The organism is Sporomusa sp. 246TCP1 (genome assembly GCF_057319775.1).
In genome coordinates, this window is sequence record NZ_CM170492.1 from 1,475,443 (window position 1) to 1,500,620 (window position 25,178).

Below are 25,178 nucleotides of genomic sequence, written 5' to 3' on the forward strand. Positions count from 1 at the left end.
TGTTACTTGTCATATACAATCTGAATCATATATAATTAAAGGTGTATTTTGGATCAAATTAAAATAATATGGTTTTTTCTTCCAATGGAGGAAGGAATTGACGTATGGCTGTCGAATGTGTTTATTATACATAGAATAGGTACTGGGAGGATGGGGAAGTAATGGTGAGAGAAACAATTAAAGTAGCTATTGCTGACGACAACAAAGAGTTTTCGGATATTTTACAAGAATGTCTTAACCGAGAACCTGATATCGAATTAGTCGGTGTAGCTTATAATGGCGAACAAATATTGTCCATTATTGAGGAAAAGATGCCAGATGTTATTATTCTAGATATTATTATGCCACATCTAGATGGACTTGGCGTTTTGGAGAGGCTTAATCTTTCTAACAATACGAAACGTCCTAAAATAATTATGCTGACTGCATTTGGTCAGGAGACTATAACTCAGCGAGTGGTCGAGCTAGGTGCCGACTATTATGTTTTAAAACCGTTTAATATGGATGTACTTATTAGTAGAATCAGGCAGTTAGCCGGTATGGTAAGTGTGACGCATCCGGTTACTGCTGCAGCCACTATGCCTGTAGTCAAATCTCGCCCGATAGATGTGGAAGTTACTAATATTATCAGAGAAATTGGCATTCCAGCCCACATTAAGGGCTATCAGTATCTTCGCGACGCAATTATGATGATTGTAGCAGAAGTGGAGTTATTAGGAGCTGTAACCAAAGTTCTTTATCCCATGATTGCTGAGAAATACTCGACTACCCCTAGCCGGGTAGAACGAGCCATTCGCCATGCTATTGAGGTCGCCTGGAACCGGGGTAATATTGAGATGATTAATAAGATCTTTGGTTACACTATCAAGCTGGATAAAGGTAAACCCACTAATTCGGAATTCATGGCCATGATTGCCGATAAACTGCGAATGGAAATGCGGGCTAGCTAAGCAAATATTGCAAACCCTCTTGACGATTGTCTTGAGGGTTTGTTTATTTATTGCAGGATTTTTTAGCCAGGCAATGAATAAAATAACAACATGCTTATCTTTATTCAACTCATTACGGAGGCTTTAGTATGCAGCAGTATCAGATTCTTGCTATTAATCCTGGCTCAACTTCAACCAAAATCGCTGTCTATACTAATGAGGTAATTGATTTTGAACAAGTTATCCGTCATAGTATTGACGAGCTTAAGCCTTTTACGACAATCTATGATCAGTATGACTACCGGTTGCAGTTAGTGAAAAAAGCTCTCTCAGACCACCATATCAACATGAATAGCTTAGCGGCTGTTGTCGGGCGTGGTGGTCCGTTAAAACCGCTAGGCAGCGGCACATATGCGGTAAATGATAAAATGGTCCATGATTTAAAACAAGAAGTACAAACTGAACATGCCTCCAACTTGGGTGGCATTTTAGCAAGAGGCATCGCTGATCAGAACAATATTCCGGCTTTTATTGTAGATCCGGTAAGTGTAGATGAGCTCGAACCGTTGGCCAGAATTACCGGCTTGCCAGAGATACCCCGTCGCAGCTTGTTTCATGCCCTCAATTTAAAAGCCGTTGCCCATCGAGTAGCCAAAGATTTAAATAAAGACTATTCTGCACTTACCTTAATTCTAATTCATCTTGGTGGTGGTATTTCTGTTGGTGTGCAGCAAAATGGCAAAATGATTGATGTAACCAATCCTAATGATCTTGGTCCGTTTTCTCCGGAACGTGCTGGTGCTGTACCTTCCTATGGTTTGCTTAACCTGTGTTTTTCCGGTATGTATACCATTGATGAAATCAAGAAGAAGCTAATTGGCAATGCGGGTTTGATGGCTCATCTCGGCACTAGTGACGGCCGGGAAGTGGAAAACCGTATTGCCAGTGGCGATACGAAAGCTGCTCTCATTTATGAGGCGATGGCTTATCAGGTAGCAAAAGAGATTGGCGCTATGGCCGCTGTCGTATACGGCCAGGTGGACGGTATTGTTCTTACCGGTGGTTTGGCTTATTCACAAATGCTGGTCAAAATGATTACCTGTCGTGTGCAATTTATTGGTCCGGTGATCGTCCATCCCGGAGAAGACGAACTTAAGGCTTTGGTTGAAGGCGCTTTACGGGTATTGCGTGGTGAGGAGCAAGCGAAAGTATATGAATAGAGTTGAACTATTTTTGCAAATATGTTAATAAAAATAGGAGGCTATCATATGTCACACACCCAGATAGATCTTTATGAAAAGTTAACAAACTCGGAACGTTTATTTGAGGGTAAAGTCATTAATCTACGTCGGGATGAGGTACTTCTTCCTAATGGCCGAACTGGAATGCGGGAGGTGGTAGAACACCCTGGCGCAGTTGCCATTGTGCCGGTAACAACTGATGGCAGTATTATCCTGGTACGGCAATTTCGTCATCCCATTGGCCGGATTATTCTCGAAGTACCTGCCGGAAAACTTGACCCAGGTGAAGACCCCGCAGATTGTGCAGTGCGTGAATTAGCTGAAGAAACTGGTTTTACGGCAAATAAATTGCGCAAGTTGATATCCATGTATACAACTCCGGGGTTTTCCAATGAGATTATTCATATCTATTTGGCAGAAGATCTTATCGAATCAGATAAACAGCCTGATGAAGACGAGTTTATTCATACTGAGGTCTTTACACCTGAACAAATCCGGGAAATGATTACCAGTGGTGAACTATGTGATGCCAAGAGCTTAGTGGCACTGTGTTTGGCAGGAATGTAAATTTATGTTAAATCAGTATTTTACTGACCTGCACATTCACGTAGGCATGAGCCAGAGCGGTAAATGGGTAAAAATTCCTACATCTAGGCGGTTAACGGTCAGCGGAATCTTAGAGGAAGCAACTGAGCGTAAAGGCTTGAATATTATCGGTATTATCGATGCCTTATCGCCATTGGTACTTGACGATTTAAAAATGCTTATCGAAGCAGAAGTACTTGTGCCGGCTAGTGGTGGTGGTTATATCTACCGGGATAATACGCTCGTTGTACTTGGGGCGGAGATTGAAACCCGGGAAGTAAACGGTGGTTTGGCACATACCCTGATATTTGTGCCTGATTTTAAAACAATGACGACCTTCTCGGCTTATATGAGCCAATATATCCGTAACATTAATCTTAGTTCACAAAATGCCCATATTCCCCTAAAACAGCTCATTCAGATTGCTGGCGGTTTTGAGGCACTTATCATCCCAGCTCATGTTTTCACTCCCCACAAAAGCCTTTTTGGCGTATGCTGCCAAAGATTATCTCATATTCTGTCTGATCAGGATATGGGTAAAGTAGCGGCAATTGAACTTGGACTAAGTGCTGACAGCAACATGGCCGACAGAATCAGTGAGTTAGCCGGCTATACGTTTATAACCAATTCAGATGCCCACTCACTCGATAAAATTGCCCGTGAATACAATATTTTTTCCATGGAAACCTTGTCATTTCAGGAGATAGCTAAAACCTTATCCCGTACAGGAGAGCGTCAGGTTATAGCCAACTATGGGCTTGACCCCCGCTTAGGAAAGTATCACCGTACTTTTTGCCGCAAGTGTGGCTTTACTGATAACCAGGCTAGTCTGAAAATTGATACCTGCTGCCCAAAATGCTGCAGCAATGCCCTAACTAAGGGTGTATTTGAACGTATTAATGAAATAGCCGATTACGCTGAGCCACATCCCCCTGCCCACCGGTCGCAGTATTGCTATCAAATACCTTTAGAATTTATCCCTGGACTAGGTAAAAAAGTTATGGCTAAACTGCTAACAGAATTTGACACAGAAATGAATATTCTACACTACGTAACGTATGAAGCTTTGTCTGCCGTGGCTGGTACAAAAATTGCCAATTTTATTATGACTGCACGAGTTGGAACGGCAGTAATTAGTGCTGGCGGCGGTGGCATTTATGGTCGCATGTTAAATATAGTGGACAAATAGGTCTAAACAGTTTTAGCAAGACATATATTGTAGCAGGTACTGACAGGGAGGTACATGCATGCTAAAACTTTTTCGCCGTAATGCCGCCGATTATATTCGCGCGAATATTGTGGCTTATTTTTTTATGATACTTATTTTTGTTATCGGCATAGTTATTGGAGCTATGGCTGTAAAAACACTACCTGATGAACAAAAAATAGAACTTGTCGGCTATTTGCGAGTATTCTTTCAAGGTCTGACGGAACAACCAGTGGGAATCGGTAATACCCAATCCCTGTTAACTAGCGTAATTGGTAATAATAGTAGATTAATTGGTATTATGTGGTTGCTGGGTTTTACTATTGTCGGTATACCATTTGTTCTGTTTATGGTATGTTTACGAGGATTTGTTATTGGGTTTACTGTTGGGTTCTTAGTCAACGAATATGTAATGAAAGGGTTATTATTTGCTATTGTTGCTGTGTTGCCGCACAATTTTTTAGCTGTGCCCGCTATTTTAGCCACAGGGGTAGCGGCGACAACTTTTTCTTTAATGTTAGTGCGGCGTAAGCATCATAGCAAAGATAATCTACTTTACAACTCAATCGCCTATTCGGTGTTTTGTTTAGCTATGCTTGTGATAATGCTGGGCGCGGCACTAATAGAAGTATTTGTTTCACCGGTATTTATGAAACTGGTAGCACATCTTATCCGTACATGAAAAAAGGCTGACAACTATGTTCAGCCTTTTTGTTACCTCTTATAAGTATAATTGAATTTACAAAATAAGAATAAAGTTACTACGGGGTGAATAAGTTATACTATTAAGTTAAGCAGCAATGAGTAAACAAATTACGGTGGGAGGGGAGTAAAGGCGCATGGTAATAACATTTTATTGGCGAAGTTTCCTTAAAAGATCCAAATTATATATCAAGATTATTCTATTAACGCTTATTATCTTCTATATTCTACCTGCGTTGATTACCTTACTAATGGAATACAACAGTCCTGGTCTGAAAATACGCGACCAGCATCTATTAGAAAAGCCTTTGCGGGTTATGGCTAGTTCTAGTCTGGTTGACATTTACGGCATGACATAGATTAGCAGCTCTTACAAAAAAATGCTAAAACTATACAAAACATAGCAGACAAATAAAGGAAAAGTAAACTTAGTGTTGAATAAAATAGCTAGACCAGATACTTGTAATGTCTTGGCCGGAAATCTGGGAAGAAAAAAGGGTGGTAAATAAAATGGAATCGTATGTTAATGAATTCATTAACTACCTTGCAGTTGAGCGGGGATTAGCTCAAAATACGCTAGAATCTTACGGACGGGATCTCAGGCAATACCAGATGTTTTTGCAAAATAGCCAATTAGATTTTTTACGGAACTCGAATCGTGACACCATCCTAAGTTATCTTAACAATCTCCAAGGCAAGGGGCGGGCTGTTTCCACAATATCACGCAATCTTGCGGCGATCAAATCATTTTATCAATATCTTGTTCGCGAACGTCATCTGGAAAAAGACCCGGCCGTGAACTTGGAGTCTCCTAAACTGGAGAAAAAATTACCTAAGATTCTTAGTATTGCTGAAGTGGAAGAGTTATTAAAACAACCCAACACCATTCAACCTACCGGTCTTAGGGATAAAGCCATGCTGGAGTTGTTATATGCTACAGGTATCAGAGTTTCAGAGTTAATCAATCTCAATATATCTGATGTAAATCTTGATATGGGGTATATCAAATGTTATGGTAAAGGGGCTAAGGAACGGATTGTACCGCTGGGCTCAATTGCTGCCAAATGTGCACAGGAATATATAAATAAAGGCCGTCCTAAGCTGGTTCGCACCTATGAAGAGTCTTCCTTGTTTGTCAACCATCATGGTAATCGGCTTACTCGTCAGGGTTTCTGGAAAATTATTAAAAAATACGCGTTGGAAGCCAATATCACCAAGGACATTACTCCTCATACCCTTCGGCATTCCTTTGCTACCCACCTATTGGAAAACGGCGCCGATTTGCGTTCTGTTCAGGAAATGCTTGGTCATGCCGATATATCAACAACACAAATCTATACTCATGTTACTAAAAATCATTTGAAAGAAGTATATGATAAAACACATCCGCGCGCATAATAGTACTATATTACTTTACAGAGGAGCTATAGAAATTTGTTTAAACGAATATTTGTGATTGTACTTGACAGTGTAGGAATTGGAGCTATGCCTGATGCTGTTCACTATGGCGATACGAAAGCCAATACGCTGGTACATATTGCTGAATATAAGGGCGGGCTGAATTTGCCGGTACTGGCTAGCATGGGGTTAGGTTTAATTGAACCCATTGCTGGTATTCCGGAAGTTTCCCGTCCTATTGCTGCTTTTGGGAAGATGGCTGAAATTTCTGTTGGTAAAGATACGACAAGTGGCCATTGGGAATTGGCCGGTTGTCCGCTGTTTACCGCATTCCCCGTGTACCCAAACGGGTTTCCATCTGAAGTCATCGAAAAGTTTACCACTTATACCGGGCTGCATGTCTTAGGTAATAAAGCGGCATCAGGTACAGAAATTATCGTGGAATTAGGCGAAGAACATTTGCGTACAGGCCAACCAATCGTATATACTTCAGCGGATAGTGTTTTTCAAATTGCTGCCCATGAAGAAGTAATTCCTCTGGAACGTTTATATGAATTATGCAAAATAGTCAGAGAAAAGGTTTGCGTTGGTGACCATGCTGTTGGCCGGATTATTGCCAGACCTTTTATTGGTAAACCGGGAAGTTTTGCCCGCACTGCTAATCGTCATGACTATAGTTTACAGCCACCTGGAGCAACAGTGCTTGATATGCTGAAGCAATCCGGCTTATCAGTGATTGGTATTGGTAAAATTGCCGACATTTATGCCAATCGGGGCTTAACTCAGTCGTATCCTACTAAATCCAATAAGCAAGGTATGGAAATTATTACCGACCTTGCTGCAAGAGATTTCACAAATGGCCTGATAATGGCCAACCTTGTAGAATTTGACAGTGTTTACGGGCATCGCAACGATGCAGCAGGCTATGCTCAGGCACTGGAAGAGTTTGACCTTGCTTTAGCCGGTTTCAAAGCTACACTCACAGAGGATGATTTATTATGTATAACTGCAGACCATGGGTGTGATCCTACACTGGCAGGTACTGACCATACCAGAGAATATGTGCCGCTTTTAGCCTATCACCAACGCTTGCCGGGACAGGTGACAAATCTGGGAGTACGATCAACATTTGCCGACCTGGGAGCAACGATAGCTGATAATTTCGGGTTACCACCGCTGGTGTATGGACAAAGTTTTCTAAAAGACCTACTGAGGTGAATGAATAGTGCGGGCTGCTGATATAATTACCAAAAAACGGGATGGCGCAGAACTTTCAGATAATGAAATTGAGTGGTTGATAAAATCATATACAAGTAATGAGATACCAGATTATCAAATGGCAGCCTGGCTGATGGCGGCCTTCTTTCAAGGCATGACAGACAAAGAAACGGCTGCTCTTACCATGGCGATGGCCACTTCCGGGGATATGGTTGATCTAAGTCAAATACCGGGGGTAAAGGTGGACAAGCATAGTACAGGTGGAGTAGGCGATAGTACTACTTTGATCCTTGCCCCCCTTGTAGCTGCTGCCGGAGTACCTGTAGCCAAAATGTCCGGACGGGGTTTGGGTTTTACTGGCGGAACCATTGATAAGCTGGAAGCGATTCCTGGCTTTAAGACTACACTAACGCAACGTGAATTTATTGCCAATCTGCTAACTTATAATATTGCCTTAACCGGTCAGTCAGTTGCCATTGCTCCCGCAGATGGTAAACTTTACTCGCTCCGGGATGTTACAGCCACGATAGAAAGCATACCGCTCATTGCCTCATCCATAATGAGTAAAAAGATTGCCTCCGGCGCCGACAAAATTGTGTTAGATGTCAAAGTCGGCAATGGTGCCTTTATGAAAAATAAAACAGATGCCATTCGCTTAGCTGAAACGATGGTTGGTATAGGACAATTTGTTGACCGGGAAACAATAGCAATAGTAACAAACATGGAGCAGCCCTTGGGTATGGCTGTTGGCAATAGCCTCGAGATTAAGGAAGCGATTAAATTATTATCAGGACAGGGAGAACTCGCGCTCAGAGAGATTTGCCTAACACTCGGCTCACATATGCTGGTGTTAGGTAAGAAAGCATCAACCCCTGAAGATGGATACCGGCAGTTAGCCGCCTTGATCGATAATGGGCAGGCTTTAGCCAAGTTTGAAGAATTCATTGCTGCTCAGAGTGGTGATTCCACTATTGTGCATGACAATACTAAATTACCCCAGGCCCGTTTTATTCAAGAAGTAAGCAGCTTGGGACAAGGTTATGTTACAGCTATTAGTGCTGCTCAGATTGGATATACTGCAATGCGGCTTGGAGCAGGACGGGAATTTAAAGGACAAACAATTGACTTGTCTGCAGGTATTGTTATGCAATGCCGGCTGGGTCAAGCCATTAGGCGCGGGCAGCCCCTGGCAACTATCTATACGAATGACAAATCAAGGATTGAAGAAGCTAGCTTAATGATTCAGCAGGCTGTTCGGATTAATATCCAACCAGCTGTGCCTTTACCACTATTAATAGGAATTGTTGATAAACATGGATTTCGCAATTGACTGATATAACGCCAGTCAATTTTTTTTTGTTCTAATTTTGTTTAAGCTTTTTTAATCCGGGAAATCATAAATTCAAAGGAAAGGAGTGTTCTAAAGTGATTCGAAAAACATTGCTGGCAACATTAGTATTATTTGTATTTGCTGTTACCACAGTCCTTGGCGCTCCGTCAGCACCAGCAAAACCACCGGCAGATTCACAGTTACAGACAAGTGCTGTATCCGCTGTTCTCATGGATGAAAATGGCACTTTGCTTTTTGAGAAGGACTCCCATAAGCGATTGCCACCTGCCAGTGTAACTAAGATTATGACTTTACTCTTAGTTGTTGAAGCCATTGAACAAGGGCGCATTAATCTTGTTGACGATGTGTATACCAGTGAAACTGCCTGGCGTCAGGGTGGTTCGCAGATTTGGCTGGAACCAGGAGAAAAGATGACAGTTAAGGATTTGCTGTCAGCTATCGCTGTTGTGAGTGCTAACGATGCTGCCGTAGCACTGATGGAGCATATCTATGGCAGTGAACAGTCAGCGGTTGAAGCTATGAATAACCGGGCTGAATCGCTTGGTCTGGCTGATACTCATTTTAACAATGTGAATGGATTACCGACAACCGATCACTATATGAGCGCTTATGATGCTGCGCTAATTGCTAAAGAGGCTGTTACACACCCATTATATATGGACATGTGTGGCATTAAAGAAACGTGGCTGCGGGACGGCAAGAATTGGCTTGTTAATACCAATAAACTACTGTGGTGGTATAAAGGCGGTGATGGTTTAAAAACCGGCTGGACGGAAGAAGCAAAGTATTGTTTTGTCGGAACTGCCAAGCGGGATGGCCTCCGCCTTATTTCGTCAGTCTTTGCCACACCTGAACCACGCTCACACCTTAGAGAAAGTATGAAATTACTTGATTGGGGTTTCGCTAACTTTGCCGCTGTACCAATAGTAAATCAGGGAACAGTAGTAGAGCGGCTAAAAGTCAACAAGGGTATTGAAAAGGAAATCCAATTGGTAGCCTCTGAAGACTTAAATCTAATTATCCCCAAAGGACAAAGTAAAAACTTACAGAAAAAAATAGTAGCTGATTCAAGTATTAACGCACCAATAACCGAAGGTCAAAAATGCGGCGAACTTGTTGTAATCAAGGATGGTAAAGAAGTCGGCAAGGTTAATCTGATTGCTGAAAAATCCATCCCTAAAGCTGGATTGATACGCATTTTTCAGACGATGATCACGAATTTATTTACTGTATTTAACTAGCTCGTAATCTAGCTGTTCTTGAACTGCAGGAAAATTTCTGCAGTTTTTATTTTTATTTAGCAGGAAATTTTTTCCTTTTATCGAACTGACTATATTGAATACTGATAACATAGGAGGTTATATCGTTGAAAGTCGTTACACTAATGAAGCAAGGTATCCTTGTTGTAAGGCTTGAGGGTGAGTTGGATGTTTGCGGGGCTAACGAATTTCGTACTTCAGTTGACGAGGCGCTTGCTGCAACAGGTGCCAAACATATCTTACTTAATATGCAAGGCGTTAGTTTTATCGATAGTTCAGGATTGGGTGTTGTTCTTGGGCGGTACAAGCGTATTGCTCAACTTGGAGGTAAAATACTTGTCGTTCATCTTGAACCACAGATAAAGCGGATATTTGAATTGGCTGGATTAATGAAAATATTGACAACCTATCAATCAGAAGAGCAAGCATTAGATTTACTATGAGGAGGCTTTGCCAGTGGGAATCCAAATAAAAAATCAGATAAAGCTCGCAATCCTAAGTATTAATGAAAATGTGGGATTTGCCAGAGCCGCTACCGCCGCTTTTTCAGCCCAGGCAGATTTGACGCTCACGGAAATTGATGAAATTAAAGTCGCTGTTTCAGAAGCGGTCTCTAATGCCGTCATTCATGGTTATGGTAGTGATCCTCATAAGCAAAATTATATTGAATTAGTAATGAACTTGTATCAAGATAAACTTGAGTTTATTATAATTGACTATGGCCATGGAATTGCCAATATTGAAGAAGCGCGGCAACCTTCATTTTCAAGTGATCCGGAACGCATGGGGCTGGGTTTTATCTTTATGGATTCTTTTATGGATGAGCTGGAGGTTCTGTCTAAACTCGGTCAGGGTACAACCATAAGAATGGTTAAACTGCTTGTACCAAGTACCGAGCATTAGGTGAAGAGCATGCTCAAAGAAGAAGAATTTAAAGAACTGCTAACTAAGGCCCAATCTGCCGACATATCGGTAAGTGACCAAGCGAAAGAGCGTATTCTTGAGACCAATCTAAATCTAGTACGAAGCATTGTGCACCGCTTTACCAATCGCGGCTATGAATGGGATGATTTGTTCCAAATCGGCTGTATTGGCCTCTTAAAAGCGATTGAGCGTTTTGATCTGGGCTTTAATGTGAAATTTTCTACCTATGCTGTGCCGATGATCATTGGTGAAATCCGGCGATATATTAGAGATGATAATCCGGTTAAAGTCAGCCGTCCGTTAAAAGAACTTGCTTTTCGGGTCCATAAGACACAGGAAAAGTTGCAGGGAAACCTGGGACGTGAGCCAACAATTACTGAAATTGCCAAAGAACTGTCGCTCGCACCGCAGGAAATTGTTTCAGCACTGGAAGCCGTTCAGCCCCAAGTATCTTTATATGAACAGACATTTCAAAGTAGTGATGGCGGCGATGCTATCCATCTGCTAGACCAACTCGTATTAGCAGATGGTCAGGATAGTGGTTATTTTGATAAATTAGCTTTGCGGGAGGTATTAACCCGTCTGCCGGTAAAGGAACGCACTGTAATCTATTTACGATTCTTTGCTGATAAAACTCAGGCAGAAATTGCATCGACAATTGGGTTATCTCAGGTACAGGTATCGCGAATAGAAAAGCAAGCACTTAAAATAATTAGAAAACTATTGCAGACCTCATAAGTGAGGTCTGTTTTTATTTTTAAAATTGCGGGCATAATAAATAAGAGGTGATTATAATGGATCGTATTATCGATAATTACAAAATTAAAGGGTTCATTTACCTGTTTATAGTATTTTTAGTGATGGTCACCAGCACGGCCGCCTGGCTTTATTTTAGTTCAGACATTCCCAAGAAAACTCCGCTGCGGGCTAAACAAGTTTTTCTTTGGCATAACAATCATAATAATGCACAAACTAGTATTGCTAATTAACTATAATCATTATAGGGGGTAATACGATGGTTGTAAAAGTCATTGAGTTAGTAGGAACATCTCACCACAATTGGACCGAGGCAGTTGACAATGCTGTTATGGAAGCTTCTAAAACGATCGACGACATTATGGGAGTAGAAGTCACCAATTTTACCGCGAATGTAGGCAAGGGGCATATTGCAGAATACAAAGCTGATGTGAAAATTGCTTTTCAGGTTCACTAAGATTCTTTAAGAAATAAAATACAAGAAAGACACCTCTTGTGGTGTCTTTTCTTGTTAAAAAGTACCCGCACGAGTGGAGGTGCATGCACATGTTTAAGAGTAAAGCCAGTCAGGCTGAGCAACAACAATATCAGGAAAAATTTGAACAACTAAAACCTAAAACACCGATCCTAAAAAACGTAATCTGGGCATTTATTGTCGGTGGGTTAATTTGTATGTTAGGACAATTTTTAGTGAATTATTTTGTGAGTTTGGGGTTTAGTAACAAAGAAGCTGCTGGTCCCACTTCTGTTGTACTAATTTTTTTAAGTGCTTTGTTCACTGGATTAGGTATCTATGATGAACTGGGCCGCAGGGCAGGAGCTGGTTCTATTGTGCCAATTACCGGTTTTGCCAATTCAATCGTAGCTCCTGCTATGGAGTTTAAACGCGAGGGCTATGTATTTGGTATCGGCGCAAAGATGTTTATCATTGCCGGACCCGTACTCGTATATGGTATCTCAACAGCCATACTTATTGGTTTTATTTATTGGTTACGATTATAAAAAGCGAGGGAAACAGCATGAATAAAAAACGTGGACAACAAAGTATTATTTTTGCCTCGCCACCAGTCATAACAAGCACAGCTAATATAGTGGGGCCGATGGAAGGGGATGGCCTCTTAACCGAGTTTTATGATCGAATACTTAGTGATACGCTTGATAATAATTCCAGCTGGGAACAATGTGAATCCGCCATGATGGAATGGGCGATAAAAACAGCAGTAACTAAAGAAGCTAGTGCCATTGATGATGTTGACTATGTTCTTGCTGGCGACTTGCTTAATCAGTTAATGAGTACTCATTTTGCACTAAGAGGCGTTGGACGCCCTTTTTTGGGGTTGTATGGCGCTTGCTCGACAATGGTGGAAGGTATGCTAGTTGGTTCTACGCTCATTGATGGAGGATTTGCCAACAAGATTGTTGCCGCTGCGTCCAGCCACCATGATGCAGCCGAACGGCAGTACCGTTTTCCAACAGAACAGGGTGTGCAACGGCCAATGGTATCACAATGGACAGTGACCGGTTCAGGCGCTGCAGTTATTTCTGTCATTGGTAATGGACCACGGATTACAGCAGCAACAGTGGGTAAAATAGTAGATATGGGGCTAAAAGATCCTAACGCTATGGGACCGGCAATGGCCCCAGCCGCTGCTGATACATTATGGCATCATTTTGAAGACTCCGGTCGCCAGCCTACTTATTATGACATGATATACACTGGTGATCTTGGCAGTGTCGGTAAAGCTCTGGTGATTGATCTATTTAAAGCAAAGGGTGTTGATTTGTCGGTAAATTACGAAGATTGTGGCTGCATGATTTTCAAGGAAGATCAGGATGCCCATGCCGGTGCCAGCGGCTGCGCCAGTTCAGCTGTAGTATTTACCGGCTATATTTACCGGCAGCTTATGCAGCAAAAGCTGCATAGGGTTCTTTTGGTAGGAACAGGCAGTTTACATAGTACGACATCGTATCAACAAAAAGAATCTATACCCTGTATTGCGCATGCTGTAGCACTCGAAATGTAAAGGAGGTAAGCCACATTTGCAAACATATCTAATGGCCTTTGTTATTGGCGGCTTGATTTGTGTACTTGGGCAACTACTCATGGATCTCACCCCGCTTACACCAGCTCATGTCTTAGTATTATTTGTCGTCTTAGGCGGTGTTCTCAGCGGTTTAGGTCTATATCAGCCGTTAGTTGATATTGGTGGCGCCGGAGCAACCGTTCCGTTGCCTGGGTTTGGTCATTCCCTGGTATCTGGCACGATTGAGGAAGTAAACAAAGTAGGTTTATGGGGAATCTTTACCGGAGCTGTTAAAGCAGCTGCAGCCGGAATAACGGCTGCAATCGTTTTCGCTCTGGCCATAGCACTAGTATTTGATCCGAAAGGGTAAACACTATTACTATGGGGTAGTGTCTTTTTTTAGTAAATGATGGGGTGATAAGTGTGCCAAAGCGAGTTTCTAAAATAGCAAGTTACGTTAAGCCTAACCAGTTACGATCGCAAAGTCCGGAGCGTTCACAGATCGATGAGAGTGTTATCGAAGATATGGCCAAAATTTTTATGCAAACACAGGCTAATATGGTAAATAACCCTAAGCCGCAAACGAATAATTCCCAGGAAGTACTAAGTCTATTGCACCAAATTAATAATAAACTAGAAAGTTTACAAGGCTCTATTACCAGTAGTGATGCCGATGATCAGTCCCAGCAAAATATTCCGCAATCAGGGCAAAATCAAATCAGCCAACAGATACAACCCGGGCAAAACGCGCAAGCAACTGCCAGTTCAACAGCTGAATCTGAGGTGTCACAAGAATTAAAAAAATTATTTAGCACTTTACTTACAACTGGCGGACAAGCAACCGCCTCCGGTGGCAATCAACAAGCGGAAGATGCAAGCAGCCAAAAACAACAACTTCAGCAAAAAGAACAAAACACCACGGAGAATAACCAAAATTCCTCAATTGCTGTACAAACAGCGGCACAAGTACTATCCCAGGCACAGTATGAGCTTTCCAATGAATTAGAAGCAAGCCTGCAAAGTCTCAAACAAGTAATAAGTGAGAGTGAAAAAATTGCTAATAAAATTAGCAATTTATTAGGAGAAGAAAATAACCAAAAGCAATGAGGTGTTGAATTGGAGAAAGTAACTGAACTTGATAAAAAAATCCGTGTTATTCTTGTTACCGATGGTGACAGAGTAGCTCAGCAAGCAGTTGAAGCGATTGGCGCCTCTTTGGGATTACGATGTATTTCAGCTTCAGCAGGCAATCCGACACCCATCAGCGGCAAAAAAATTGTTGAGCTTTTGAAAACCGTCCCCTATGATCCGGTGTTAGTTATGTTTGATGATAAAGGTCGCTGCGAAAAAGCGGAGGGAGAACAGGCGCTTGAATATGTTGCTAATCATCCTGACATCGAAGTACTCGGTGCAGTAGCAGTAGCCTCCAATACTACTGGTATCGACGGAGTCCATGCGGATGCCTGTATTGACTGCCAGGGGCATGTAATTGATCTGTCAGTTGATAAGAAAGGAGAAATAAAAAAACAAAAGGATTGTGACTGCAATCCGATGATTACGGGTGATACTGTTGATGTACTTAATGATGTCAAAATACCGGTTATTATCGGTGTAGGCGATATCGGAAAAATGGATAAACATGACGATCTTAGCCGGGGTGCACCAATCACCCGGAGAGCGATTGAAGAGATACTGAAACGGAGTGACATTATTCATGGCTGATGAAAAAAAAATTGCCAAAGAGATTGACAGCAATATAAATTATATTAAAGACAAACTGGGGGTTGGCGAAACCTTTGATATTGTCTTCCGTGAATACAAAGTAGGTCGAAAACGTGCGGCTTCCTTTTCCATAAATGGCATGACCAATGATGTTGTGTTATCAAATGTACTTGAAGAATTGACTGCCTATAACCAGGAAGATATGACGATTAACACCTTAGATAAATTATTTTATTCCCGTGCAACCCATTCCCAAGCCAAACTATTAACAACTATGAATGATGCCATAACCAGTCTGTTATCAGGAGAAATGCTCTTTTTTGTTGATGGTGCAGATCAAGTTATAGTTCTAGATGCTCGTGCCTACCCGGCCCGCGCTCCTGCCGAATCTAATATTGAAAAAGTTACCAGAGGTTCGCGTGATTCTTTTGTCGAAACGATCGTATTTAACACGGCTCTAATCCGCAGACGATTACGTGACCCCAATCTACGATTTGAAATTGTTAAGGTTGGTACGCGATCTCAGTGTGACATTGCCGTTTGCTACATTAAAGATATTACTAATACAGAGTTAATTACTACTGTCAAAGACAGGCTTAACAATATCAATATTGATGGCATACCGATGGCCGAAAAGGCTATCGAAGAATACATTGTCGGTGGCAGTAAGTGGAACCCGTTACCCAAAGTGCGGTACACCGAACGTCCTGATGTAGCTGCAGTCCACTTGCTGGAAGGTCATGTATGCATAATTGTGGATACTTCGCCGAATATCATGATTTTGCCGACAACACTGTGGCATCATGTACAACATGTCGAGGAATTTCATCAAAATGTGGTTATTGGTTCCTACCTGCGGCTAATTAGATTAGTTGGTGTGTTATTGTCATTAATTCTGCCGCCTTTATGGCTGGCATTCGTATTAAGCCGTCAGTTATTGCCTGAGTCGCTTGCGTTTCTCGGCCCACAGGAGCCTGGCATAATACCTATCGGTATCCAATTTCTCTTAGCAGAATTCGGCGTGGAGTTAGTCAGAATGGCAACTGTGCATGTTCCTACAGCGCAGTCTACTGCACTTGGTTTTATCGGCGCCTTCATGCTAGGCGACATTGCCACCAAGGTGGGGCTGTTTGGCAACGAAACTATTTTTTATACTGCCGTAGCGGCAGTCGGTGCTTTTGCAACTCCTAGTATGGAATTTGCTATGGCAATACGTCTCTTCCGGGTCATCATCCTCATTTTAGTGATGCTGTTTAAAATACCAGGGTTATTGGGTGGGTTATTAGCAGTCTTCTTATTGATGCTAACAACAAAATCCTTCAATATTCCCTATTTATGGCCAGCGCTGCCTTTTAATTTTAGTGCCATGAAAGATGTATTATTTCGTCTGCCGATACCAAACAAGATCCTACGTCCGGCGGTGCTCAAACCGCAAGATCAGGATCGACTTAAAAGTGCCGGCGAACAAAAAGATACTAACAAGAATAAGGGTAATAAAAACAAATAAAAAAATGCCGCCCCCTGGGCGGCATTTAAGTTGAATTCACTTACCTCGGAAAAATTGACGTATGCGTCCCATGCTTTCATTGATAGTAGCTTTTTGTTCCTCAAACGCTCCCTTGTTTTCAGCATTAATAGCATCTTTCATTTGATTTACTGTTGCATGTGTCTTGGTAACCTCACCCCAAACACCAATTTCTTCCATACCTGGCTTTACTTTTTCCCATGTTCCCTGTAATTCTTTTACCTTAGCTGCAGCTTTTGTCCAATTTTTATCTTCTACAAAGAAGCTGACATTACGAATTCCATTGCTAACAGCAATAATATCGGCAATCGGGGATAGTTTATATGATTTACCAATATCGCTAACACTACCCATAAACTTAATCAGACTTTCGTAGGCGCCGGTTACCTTTTTACTATTGATGGCTGCCGATAATTCTTCCATCGCTGCATCGGCTTCTTTTACGCCCTTTTTGTCGCCGACTGCGGCTTTAGCTTGTTGCCACAAAGCCTGTAGATTAGTAACTCCTGCTTGAGCCTGTGACCAGTCTTCCTTGTTAATTCCCTCAAATACAACACCGGCGGTTGCTTCCAGGTCATATAATTCAACAGGTGCTGAAAAAAAACGTTCGATAAACGGTGGGTTTGGTTTTGACTCCACTGGTTTACCTGCCGGACCTATTTCTGGTTTGGGAGCAGGTTCAGACAGCAATCCGGATAAAAAGCCACAGCCGGTTAGAAATAGTGTCAGGAAAAGTAAAGACATTATACCAAATTTTAGTGGTAATGATAGCCGCATCTAAGTAAATACCTCCTTCTTTTTTAGGCAAAATTCATTCATTATGCCACATATGTTTAGTCTGAACAAGTGTTACACATTTTAGTATAGAAATAATCGTCTATTTCATTTTGCTTTTTACTGCTTTTTTAGTATAATTTAGTAGTACGTTTAAGCGAAAGTTATAAGGAGGCTGTCTATTGTTTGGTTTTGATGCAGATATGATATTTCGGATTCCGGCACTATTGATTGCACTGACTGTACACGAATATGCACATGCGAGGGCCGCTGTGACTTTAGGTGATCCGACACCAAGGCTTCTGGGACGATTAACGCTAAATCCGGTCGCACATCTTGATCCGATTGGTCTTATTATGCTCTGGCTGTTTAAATTTGGCTGGGCTAAACCAGTACCTATCAACCCCAGCTACTTTAAGAATTATCGCCAGGATATGTTAATCGTGTCCTTAGCCGGTCCGGTGTCCAATATGTTGCTTGCGCTGTTAACAGCTTTCCTTATTGGAATTTTGGCTAAAATGCAGCTTTTAGACGGAAGCTGGGTTAAGGTTTTATGGATGACCTATACCTATAACATCATCCTGGCCATTTTCAATCTGGTACCGATACCACCGTTAGATGGCTCTAAAATATTGGCAAGCATACTTCCTGGTCAACAGGGACGAATTTTTGAACAAATAGAACAGTATGGACCATTTATATTAATGGGGCTTGTCTATCTTGGCGTTATTGGCATGATTACTTATCCGCTGGAAAAAGGCTTGTCTTATGTAATTAATGCAATAGTTATGACAATTTTGTAACAGGAGGAGATACACTTGGCAAAAAAACGTATTTTTAGTGGCATGCAGCCATCAGGAAATTTTCATATGGGGAACTATCAGGTGCTTGCCAATTGGATTAACATGCAGGCAGAGTATGATTGTATATATGCGATAGTAGACTGGCATGCGCTTACGTCTTCGTATGAAGATACCAGCAGAATTCCTGAGCGCATCGAACATATGGCACTTGACTGGTTGAGTGCGGGGCTTGACCCGGAAAAAAATATTATCTTTGTTCAATCACATGTAAAAGAACATGCCGAATTGCATTTGTTATTATCCATGATGACCCCGTTATCCTGGCTTGAACGGGTACCCACCTATAAAGACAAATTACAGCAACTGGGTGAAATGGGTAAAGAAATTAATACCTACGGCTTCCTGGGGTATCCTGAACTGATGGCGGCCGATATCATGCTATATAAAGCTGATGCTGTTCCAGTAGCGGAAGACCAAATACCGCACCTGGAGCTGACACGGGAGATTGTTCGCCGGTTTGCTAATTTGTACAAGCCGGTGTTTCCTGAACCTCAGGCTATCTTAAGTCCGCTGCTGCCAGGTATTGATGGACGCAAGATGAGCAAGTCCTACGGTAATGAAATTCCTTATGCAGCTGAACCGGATGAACTGCAGGCCCGGGTAAGACTCATGATAACCGACCCCCAGCGGGTCAAGAAAACTGATCCTGGCGACCCCGATATTTGTACAGTATATACCTTCCATAAAATTTTCAGTCCTGAACACAGTGAGCTTGCCGGCCATTGCCGTAATGCCGGCATCGGTTGTGTAGACTGCAAAAAGCGGTTAGCCCAAAAGATGATTACTACTCTTGCCGATGTTCACGGTCGCCGTAAAGAGATGGCCGCTAAACCTGATAAGATAAAAGAAATACTAGCTTACGGTGCTGAACGCGCACGGAAAATAGCAGCGGCAACCATGGAAGAAGTTCGGTCAATTATGCATCTGAGCTAACTTGTGACTTATAGTATTAAGCTAGACGCTTTCGAGGGGCCATTAGCCCTATTGATGCATCTGATTGAAAAAAATCAGGTGGATATCTATGATATTCCCATAGCCACAATAACTGAGCAATACTTAGATTATCTAAAGGCCATGGAACAGTTTAGCATTGATGTGGCCAGCGAATTTTTGGTTATGGCAGCTACTCTGTTACAGATAAAATCGCGGATGCTATTACCACGTCCAGTTGTTTTAGAAGCAACCGAAGAAGGTATTGATCCTCGGCAAGAACTGGTCGAACGATTAATTGAATACCGTAAATTCAAACAAATTTCATTACTGCTTACTAAATTAGGGCACGAGCGGGAGCAGTATGTTACCCGCTTTCCTCAGGAATTTGCCAAGCAATTCCCGCTGCCGGAAGGACTTTGCCTTGACGATCTCCTGAAGGCATTTGCCGCACTATGGGAAAGTTCTATCCCGGAATTTGCCGAAATTGCCCCTGAACAAATTAGCGTTAAAGATAAAATGCAAGATATTATTACCCTCTTACGAAACAACAATGGGCAGTTGGAATTTAACCGGACTATTATCCGGACAGGTTCTCGGTCGGAGTTTATTGCTGCCTTTTTGGCACTACTGGAACTAATCCGCTTGAAACAGATAGTCATTTATCAGCAGAAGCCGTTTGCACCTATTGGCCTTACATTAAAGGAGTGACAGGATAATATGTCGAACCGGCATTTGTGGGGAGCCATTGAGGCGCTATTGTTTGCTAGCGGGCAACCGCTTCCACCAGAGAAAATTGCCGGGATACTCAACATTTCTATTGAGCATGTCCATACACTAGCTAGTGACATGGCAGCTTCAATGGCTGATGAAAAACGGGGATTAACGATTGTTGAGGTAGCAGGTGGATATCAACTATGTACCAAGCCTACTTGGTTTTCTATTGTCAGTAAATTGGCTGAAATACAAGACAGCAGGTTGTCGGCAGCTGCATTGGAAACACTGGCAATCGTGGCCTTTAAGCAGCCTGTAACCAGACAGGAGATTGAAGGCATTCGTGGTGTTAACGCAGATAGAGTAATTGCAACCTTGCTTGACCGTTTTCTCATTAAGGAAATCGGTCGCAAAGAGGCGATAGGACGCCCTATTTTATATGGGACAACTAACGAATTTTTGCAATGCTTTGGGTTGAAAAGTCTGGATGATTTGCCGGCTATTGCCAGCCTGTTACCTACCGCCCCTGAGCAATAAGATAAACCGCTAACACGGTCCTTTGTCTTAAGTTGAGTCAATGGAATACAAGGAGAGGGGTTTACTTTTGGCATTGCCCTAAAAGTAACAAAAGGTCTAGGCCCTAAGCCTCCAAAAGCTGAAAAGCCGGGGGTTACGAAGATAATAAGTAGCAATAAATCAAAAAAACAGATAACGCAAGCCTGACCCTCGTTGTTTGCCCAGGGAGGAGGAAGTTTGTTGGAAGCAGTCTTTCGACATTTTATGGATCAAATTCCGGCTCATTATAAGGCTAATGTTAAAAGGTTTGCCAATGAGAAGGTGTTGTTGCTTAAGCCTAGTACATACATTCCCAATGCAGTACTGGAGTCGCAAGACTATCACTTCTGGTTTCCAACATCTGTTCCGCCGCCTTCATGGGTTGGAAAACGGGAATACCACTTCCATAGGGGTGGCATGATAACAATAGAGCCGGAAGTAACGGTGCTGACCAAAGCCATAACTCCAACACGAGAATACCAGACTCTTTGCATCAATAAAGATTTTTTTCAGGAAATAGCCTGGCAAGTGACTGGGAAAAGGGATGTCAAAATTAAAAAGCTGGAACATGCCTGTTGCCTGCAGGTGTTGCAGACAATAGCCAGATTCGAGGAAGAAGTGATAGATTATCACGGGAATTGTCCGTTGATGATTGAAAGTATATGCGTGCAAATGGTCGTTCAATTATTACGCGGTACGGGTGTCAGCGCTGCCAAAGACCACGCGAAAACTGGCGGAGAGCATAACTATGTACGCAAAGCTATTGAGTATATGCATGCCTACTTTAGTGCGGGCATAAAAATAGATGATATTTGCCAGGAGATTAATTTGAGCCCTTATTATTTTATTCGATTGTTTAAGGCTCATACGGGAAAAACTCCTCATGAATATCTGTTGGATATTAGATTACAGCAGGCTGAAGCAATGTTGAGGAACGGAACGAATTCCGTGGAAGAGGTAGCTTATTTGTGCGGTTTCGTAAGTCCTGGCCACTTTTCCTCATTTTTCCGGCGCAATATGGGAATATCACCGTCGGAATACAAAAAAATGCGGAGTGCTGTAACCTTTCCCTAGAATGCTATATGATTTTGCGCCGTTCAACGCTTAGTTGGACGGTTTTCTTTATCCAGATGGAAAGTATAACTTTCCCTGGATTGAACGACTAAGGCTTCTGCCGGCGTCCTAAAGGACTTGGCACAAGCCAAGTCTTATCTTATGCGGATAAAAGCAATTTTTGAGAATGATCTAGGGCAATTTATGCGAAATTATCTTTTCACTAAACGTATATAATCATTATAAACAATGTGATCTGTAAAAATACAAAATATGACAATGCTGTTTAGTTTAAAGGCACATTGAGAGGAGGTTAATAATTAGTGAAGATAAGGGTAATTTCTTTGTTTACGGTTTTTATTATTGCGATTATGCTTGTTGGGTGCGGAGGCAAACCTGAGTCAATGCCATCCAAATCCGATTCATCGCAGGCCACATCGGTTAAACAGAAAAACGGAGGTATCGGCAGCGGGGATTATCTTGACCCCAAGACGGCACTGACCGCCTTTGTCAACGATTATACGGAAATCGTTTGCCGAACGGTATGTTGCTCAATCATTTTATGTGAGAGAGGGCAAGGAAGCTTCGTGTGTATTTATAAGTATGAATAATAAAGAAATAGAAGTAATAATTGCTACAGGGGATAAAAACGTAAACCTACAGTACAAATCCATACTTGGCGCGAGCAATGTATCGCCGACCGATATGGCTCAAGGTTATAAGACGGTGATGGTCGTCAAAACGACAGGCGGCAAAGTGACATTTGAAAAACGGTGAGGCGTGGGAAGCAGATGAGTATTCCTATAAAGACCCTAATAGTAATATTTCAATAGCTAAAAGGAGAAAATATGATGATTTTACGTAAAGTTTTGCTGGTGCTAATGTTAGTTTTATTACCGGTTGCCATAGTTTTTGCCAACCAGGATAACGGTAAGGACGCGCCCTATTTTTCCCGAATGCCGAGCTATTATGTAAACGATAGTTCACAGCGAGAGTATGATTCCCACGAGTTCGTCACTTCGGATGATGATGATAAAGTCAGGGTTGAGGGGAAAAAAACTTATGTCGAATATGTCCCCAAGGACGAGAATAACCCGTCTTCTGTTCTGCAGATTATTCGCAATTATGCCAATGCGACATTAAGTAAGGGTGGAACTGTGCTATATACACATGATAATGGAACTCTTACAGCTAGAATGCAGAGCAATGGTAAGGAAATTTGGCTAGAGGTTTCGGCATCGCCAAGTGGGGATTACAGTGTGACTATCGTTGAGAAAGAGGCAATGCGTCAGGACGTTAAAGCCAGCGATCTGCTTACCGCGCTGAATAATAACGGACATGTACCATTGTACATAAACTTCGATACAGGCAAGGCGGATATAAAGCCGGAGCATCAGTCTGTAATTAAAGAGATAGTTTCTTTATTGACTCAGAATCCTGGCATACGGTTAATTGTTGAGGGTCATACCGATAATGTGGGTGATTCGGAAAGCAATAATGTGCTGTCAGAAGAGCGTGCCAAGGCGGTGGTCAATGCTCTTGTACAGAAAGGTATCAGCTCTGACCGCCTGCAAGCGGTGGGGTGTGGGCAGAAAAAACCAGCCGTCGATAATTCGACTGATGATGGACGGGCTAAAAACCGCCGGGTAGAGCTGGTTAAAAAATAGAGCATACTTTCGCTATGTGAATAAAGCGATACTTCAATCAGGAGGTCAGGAGGGTTAGGTTAATTAAGACAGGTAAGGGAAGTAGAGGTTATTTATGAAAAGATGTAGAGTATTGATTTTGACGTTCGCGATTGTTTTTGCGTTGATGGGGTCGGCAATGGCCACACCGGTCAATGAGTTGTGTCCATCAGGATTCACGGTGACAACCCAGGTGCAGAGGGATCTATACAGTTATATCGAGACGGAATTTGAGGCAGAGAAGCCTAATAATGTGTCGTTGCCGCTTTGGGAAGGTCTTCGAACGGCTCGGTTGGAATATAAGCATAGGTTCTATAGGGAACCATTCTACAACGATAGGCTGGGTGATTTGGCTGATACCGCCGAGCAGGTTGTCAAGGATCGGCAGTCTACGGATTTAGAATGTACCGTTTTTCTGGAGCGGGAGTCTTTGAGGGGATGCACGGTATACTGGTGGAAGACAACTCTTCAAAAAGGGGGTTTGGGGCCGCAGGAGTCGGAGGTTGTCTACGAGGTATGGCTGGTTGCGGATGAAAAGATGCAGACCCTGGATATTAAGATGTTTGACGTTCATGCCTCCCGGGGGCAGATACGGGAGTGGCTGGATATGATGGTGGCTAGGACGCCAAGATGATGGCACAGGTAATTATTAGGGGAAAAGGAGTGAGGAATAGTTTTTACAGGGAGGGGTAAATGTGAGAAGACTATTAATGTTATTCCTGGCAGTTACGTTTATGATGGTCAGCTTGGGGCTTGCGGGGTGCGGCGGGAGTAAACCAGAATCTACAGCAACTAAACCCGCAAAGGAAGAAACGACATTATTATAACTTCCAAGGAAGGTAAAATTAACGGCAAGATTTGGGTCGGCGGCAAAAGTATGAAGAGTGAAATGAATGTACAGAATCAGAAAATAATTACTTTTCTAGATGGTAACGCTTGTTTAGCGTATGTTTATAACCAGGAACAAAATGCGGCATTCAAGGTGCCTTTTGATAAGGCTAAATCTAGTGCACCTGACCGCTATACCCGTGATGTCGATGCTGCCAAGGTAGCAGTGCTGGAGACGACTGTCTACGAAGGTGTGAGATGCAAGGTTTTATCTGTAAAAGAAGATAAGGAACAGACCAAATTGTGGGTGAGGGAGGACTATGGCATTCCGCTGAGGGTGGAAGCAACCGACGCTGGCGAGAAGACTGTTATCGAGTATAAAAACATGATAATCGGTTCACAATCGGCAGATATCTTTAAGCTTCCTCCAGGGGTGCAGGTTAACGATTTGGGTAATATGATAAAAGAATAATCAAGTATTGGAGATTAGAAAATCCTGTCCCTGTAAGACTGCAAAAACATAGAACCTCCGGCAACCTGTAGGGAGTCATTACAACCTTTACCAATGTTAATTATATTGGCAAACCAAATCAGACTTGAAGGAGGAATTTATGTTGAACCGCAAATTATGTATCTGTATATTAACCCTCGCCCTGTTGGTGGGGCTTTTCCCTGTGGGCACATATGCAGCAGGCAGCACGTGGCAGACTTTACGCCAACGAGAAACCTGGACATTACGTACGATACCCCAAAGCCTGCACGACTTTCCGATTGCCCTTGACGCGGTTTTTGACCCATTCTTGAAGGTGGCAGATGGAGAACATTTTATGTTTTCCTATGCTTCCAACTACTCTATGGACGACTGTTGGGATCGAACCCGAAAGGCAATAATGAAGATTGGTAAATATATGTGAGAATATTGAAGGGAGAGGAAA

At 42.4% G+C, this 25,178-nt stretch carries 34 protein-coding genes; 33 read left to right on the plus strand and 1 reads right to left on the minus strand.

Features of this window, described 5'->3' with window-relative positions; translation table 11 throughout:
• Nucleotides 1–161: 161 nt before the first annotated feature.
• The 21 genes from spo0A to AC1ECB_RS07485 all read left to right on the plus strand — a co-directional run bounded on the left by spo0A (nt 162) and on the right by AC1ECB_RS07485 (nt 16,823).
• The gene (gene spo0A, locus AC1ECB_RS07385) at nt 162–950 is read left to right on the plus strand and encodes a sporulation transcription factor Spo0A (RefSeq protein ID WP_485668106.1); all 789 of its coding nucleotides are present in this window, start codon (nt 162–164) and stop codon (nt 948–950) included.
• Between the two features lie 128 nt (nt 951–1,078).
• On the plus strand, nt 1,079–2,149 hold the full coding sequence (gene buk, locus AC1ECB_RS07390; RefSeq protein ID WP_485668107.1) for a butyrate kinase: 1,071 nt from the start codon (nt 1,079–1,081) through the stop codon (nt 2,147–2,149).
• A gap of 48 nt (nt 2,150–2,197) precedes the next feature.
• Nucleotides 2,198–2,737 (plus strand): NUDIX hydrolase, encoded by a 540-nt coding sequence (locus AC1ECB_RS07395; RefSeq protein WP_485668108.1) that lies wholly within the window; start codon nt 2,198–2,200, stop codon nt 2,735–2,737.
• 4 nt (nt 2,738–2,741) lie between these two features.
• The gene (locus AC1ECB_RS07400) at nt 2,742–3,944 is read left to right on the plus strand and encodes an endonuclease Q family protein (RefSeq protein WP_485668109.1); all 1,203 of its coding nucleotides are present in this window, start codon (nt 2,742–2,744) and stop codon (nt 3,942–3,944) included.
• 58 nt (nt 3,945–4,002) lie between these two features.
• Nucleotides 4,003–4,644: a stage II sporulation protein M gene (spoIIM, locus tag AC1ECB_RS07405; RefSeq protein WP_485668110.1), complete on the plus strand. Its 642-nt coding sequence runs from the start codon at nt 4,003–4,005 to the stop codon at nt 4,642–4,644.
• Nucleotides 4,645–4,801: 157 nt separating this feature from the next.
• A complete protein-coding gene (locus AC1ECB_RS07410) occupies nt 4,802–5,023 on the plus strand; it encodes a hypothetical protein (protein WP_485668111.1) in 222 nt (73 codons plus the stop codon).
• 151 nt (nt 5,024–5,174) lie between these two features.
• Nucleotides 5,175–6,062, plus strand: coding sequence for a site-specific tyrosine recombinase XerD (xerD, locus tag AC1ECB_RS07415; protein ID WP_485668112.1), 888 nt, complete (start codon nt 5,175–5,177; stop codon nt 6,060–6,062).
• A gap of 36 nt (nt 6,063–6,098) precedes the next feature.
• Nucleotides 6,099–7,280, plus strand: a complete 1,182-nt coding sequence (locus AC1ECB_RS07420; protein ID WP_485668113.1) for a phosphopentomutase — start codon at nt 6,099–6,101, stop codon at nt 7,278–7,280.
• A 7-nt stretch (nt 7,281–7,287) separates the two neighbouring features.
• The gene (locus tag AC1ECB_RS07425) at nt 7,288–8,610 is read left to right on the plus strand and encodes a pyrimidine-nucleoside phosphorylase (protein ID WP_485668114.1); all 1,323 of its coding nucleotides are present in this window, start codon (nt 7,288–7,290) and stop codon (nt 8,608–8,610) included.
• Nucleotides 8,611–8,705: 95 nt separating this feature from the next.
• Nucleotides 8,706–9,872: a D-alanyl-D-alanine carboxypeptidase family protein gene (locus AC1ECB_RS07430; RefSeq protein WP_485668115.1), complete on the plus strand. Its 1,167-nt coding sequence runs from the start codon at nt 8,706–8,708 to the stop codon at nt 9,870–9,872.
• Between the two features lie 125 nt (nt 9,873–9,997).
• On the plus strand, nt 9,998–10,333 hold the full coding sequence (gene spoIIAA, locus AC1ECB_RS07435; protein ID WP_485668116.1) for an anti-sigma F factor antagonist: 336 nt from the start codon (nt 9,998–10,000) through the stop codon (nt 10,331–10,333).
• 13 nt (nt 10,334–10,346) lie between these two features.
• The gene (spoIIAB, locus tag AC1ECB_RS07440) at nt 10,347–10,793 is read left to right on the plus strand and encodes an anti-sigma F factor (RefSeq protein WP_021170087.1); all 447 of its coding nucleotides are present in this window, start codon (nt 10,347–10,349) and stop codon (nt 10,791–10,793) included.
• Between the two features lie 9 nt (nt 10,794–10,802).
• Nucleotides 10,803–11,552, plus strand: coding sequence for a SigF/SigG family RNA polymerase sporulation sigma factor (locus AC1ECB_RS07445; protein ID WP_485668117.1), 750 nt, complete (start codon nt 10,803–10,805; stop codon nt 11,550–11,552).
• Between the two features lie 56 nt (nt 11,553–11,608).
• Entirely contained in the window at nt 11,609–11,803 is a 195-nt protein-coding gene (locus AC1ECB_RS07450; protein ID WP_485668118.1) for a hypothetical protein, read from the plus strand.
• 26 nt (nt 11,804–11,829) lie between these two features.
• A complete protein-coding gene (locus tag AC1ECB_RS07455; protein WP_021170090.1) occupies nt 11,830–12,027 on the plus strand; it encodes a dodecin family protein in 198 nt (65 codons plus the stop codon).
• Nucleotides 12,028–12,116: 89 nt separating this feature from the next.
• On the plus strand, nt 12,117–12,572 hold the full coding sequence (gene spoVAC / locus AC1ECB_RS07460; protein ID WP_485668119.1) for a stage V sporulation protein AC: 456 nt from the start codon (nt 12,117–12,119) through the stop codon (nt 12,570–12,572).
• Between the two features lie 17 nt (nt 12,573–12,589).
• Nucleotides 12,590–13,594, plus strand: a complete 1,005-nt coding sequence (spoVAD, locus tag AC1ECB_RS07465) for a stage V sporulation protein AD (RefSeq protein ID WP_485668120.1) — start codon at nt 12,590–12,592, stop codon at nt 13,592–13,594.
• A 16-nt stretch (nt 13,595–13,610) separates the two neighbouring features.
• Nucleotides 13,611–13,964, plus strand: coding sequence for a stage V sporulation protein AE (gene spoVAE, locus AC1ECB_RS07470; RefSeq protein ID WP_485668121.1), 354 nt, complete (start codon nt 13,611–13,613; stop codon nt 13,962–13,964).
• A gap of 53 nt (nt 13,965–14,017) precedes the next feature.
• A complete protein-coding gene (locus AC1ECB_RS07475; protein WP_485668122.1) occupies nt 14,018–14,701 on the plus strand; it encodes a hypothetical protein in 684 nt (227 codons plus the stop codon).
• 9 nt (nt 14,702–14,710) lie between these two features.
• A complete protein-coding gene (gene spoVAEA, locus AC1ECB_RS07480) occupies nt 14,711–15,316 on the plus strand; it encodes a stage V sporulation protein SpoVABEA (RefSeq protein ID WP_485668123.1) in 606 nt (201 codons plus the stop codon).
• A complete protein-coding gene (locus AC1ECB_RS07485) occupies nt 15,309–16,823 on the plus strand; it encodes a spore germination protein (protein WP_485668124.1) in 1,515 nt (504 codons plus the stop codon). Before spoVAEA ends, AC1ECB_RS07485 begins: the two co-directional genes overlap by 8 nt.
• A 36-nt stretch (nt 16,824–16,859) precedes the next feature.
• Here AC1ECB_RS07485 and AC1ECB_RS07490 read toward each other — a convergent pair whose 3' ends face one another.
• A complete protein-coding gene (locus AC1ECB_RS07490) occupies nt 16,860–17,618 on the minus strand; it encodes a hypothetical protein (RefSeq protein WP_485668125.1) in 759 nt (252 codons plus the stop codon).
• A gap of 179 nt (nt 17,619–17,797) precedes the next feature.
• Between AC1ECB_RS07490 and AC1ECB_RS07495 the strand changes: the two genes are divergently transcribed.
• From AC1ECB_RS07495 to AC1ECB_RS07550, 12 genes are all read left to right on the plus strand, one after another.
• Complete coding sequence (locus AC1ECB_RS07495; RefSeq protein ID WP_485668126.1) at nt 17,798–18,418, plus strand: site-2 protease family protein; 621 nt, start codon at nt 17,798–17,800, stop codon at nt 18,416–18,418.
• A gap of 15 nt (nt 18,419–18,433) precedes the next feature.
• Nucleotides 18,434–19,411, plus strand: a complete 978-nt coding sequence (trpS, locus tag AC1ECB_RS07500) for a tryptophan--tRNA ligase (RefSeq protein ID WP_485668127.1) — start codon at nt 18,434–18,436, stop codon at nt 19,409–19,411.
• Between the two features lie 54 nt (nt 19,412–19,465).
• Nucleotides 19,466–20,119, plus strand: a complete 654-nt coding sequence (locus tag AC1ECB_RS07505) for a segregation and condensation protein A (RefSeq protein ID WP_051171683.1) — start codon at nt 19,466–19,468, stop codon at nt 20,117–20,119.
• A 9-nt stretch (nt 20,120–20,128) separates the two neighbouring features.
• On the plus strand, nt 20,129–20,659 hold the full coding sequence (gene scpB / locus AC1ECB_RS07510; RefSeq protein ID WP_485668128.1) for an SMC-Scp complex subunit ScpB: 531 nt from the start codon (nt 20,129–20,131) through the stop codon (nt 20,657–20,659).
• A gap of 219 nt (nt 20,660–20,878) precedes the next feature.
• Nucleotides 20,879–21,751 (plus strand): helix-turn-helix transcriptional regulator, encoded by an 873-nt coding sequence (locus AC1ECB_RS07515; RefSeq protein WP_485668129.1) that lies wholly within the window; start codon nt 20,879–20,881, stop codon nt 21,749–21,751.
• A gap of 302 nt (nt 21,752–22,053) precedes the next feature.
• The gene (locus tag AC1ECB_RS07520) at nt 22,054–22,341 is read left to right on the plus strand and encodes a hypothetical protein (protein WP_485668130.1); all 288 of its coding nucleotides are present in this window, start codon (nt 22,054–22,056) and stop codon (nt 22,339–22,341) included.
• Complete coding sequence (locus tag AC1ECB_RS07525; protein ID WP_485668131.1) at nt 22,334–22,507, plus strand: hypothetical protein; 174 nt, start codon at nt 22,334–22,336, stop codon at nt 22,505–22,507. The genes AC1ECB_RS07520 and AC1ECB_RS07525 overlap by 8 nt, the downstream gene beginning before the upstream one ends.
• Before the next feature lie 71 nt (nt 22,508–22,578).
• A complete protein-coding gene (locus tag AC1ECB_RS07530; protein WP_485668132.1) occupies nt 22,579–23,397 on the plus strand; it encodes an OmpA family protein in 819 nt (272 codons plus the stop codon).
• A gap of 94 nt (nt 23,398–23,491) precedes the next feature.
• On the plus strand, nt 23,492–24,049 hold the full coding sequence (locus AC1ECB_RS07535; protein ID WP_485668133.1) for a hypothetical protein: 558 nt from the start codon (nt 23,492–23,494) through the stop codon (nt 24,047–24,049).
• Between the two features lie 61 nt (nt 24,050–24,110).
• Complete coding sequence (locus AC1ECB_RS07540; protein WP_485668134.1) at nt 24,111–24,242, plus strand: hypothetical protein; 132 nt, start codon at nt 24,111–24,113, stop codon at nt 24,240–24,242.
• 29 nt (nt 24,243–24,271) lie between these two features.
• Nucleotides 24,272–24,715, plus strand: coding sequence for a hypothetical protein (locus tag AC1ECB_RS07545; RefSeq protein WP_485669294.1), 444 nt, complete (start codon nt 24,272–24,274; stop codon nt 24,713–24,715).
• A gap of 139 nt (nt 24,716–24,854) precedes the next feature.
• A complete protein-coding gene (locus AC1ECB_RS07550) occupies nt 24,855–25,157 on the plus strand; it encodes a hypothetical protein (protein ID WP_485668135.1) in 303 nt (100 codons plus the stop codon).
• Nucleotides 25,158–25,178 lie beyond the last annotated feature (21 nt).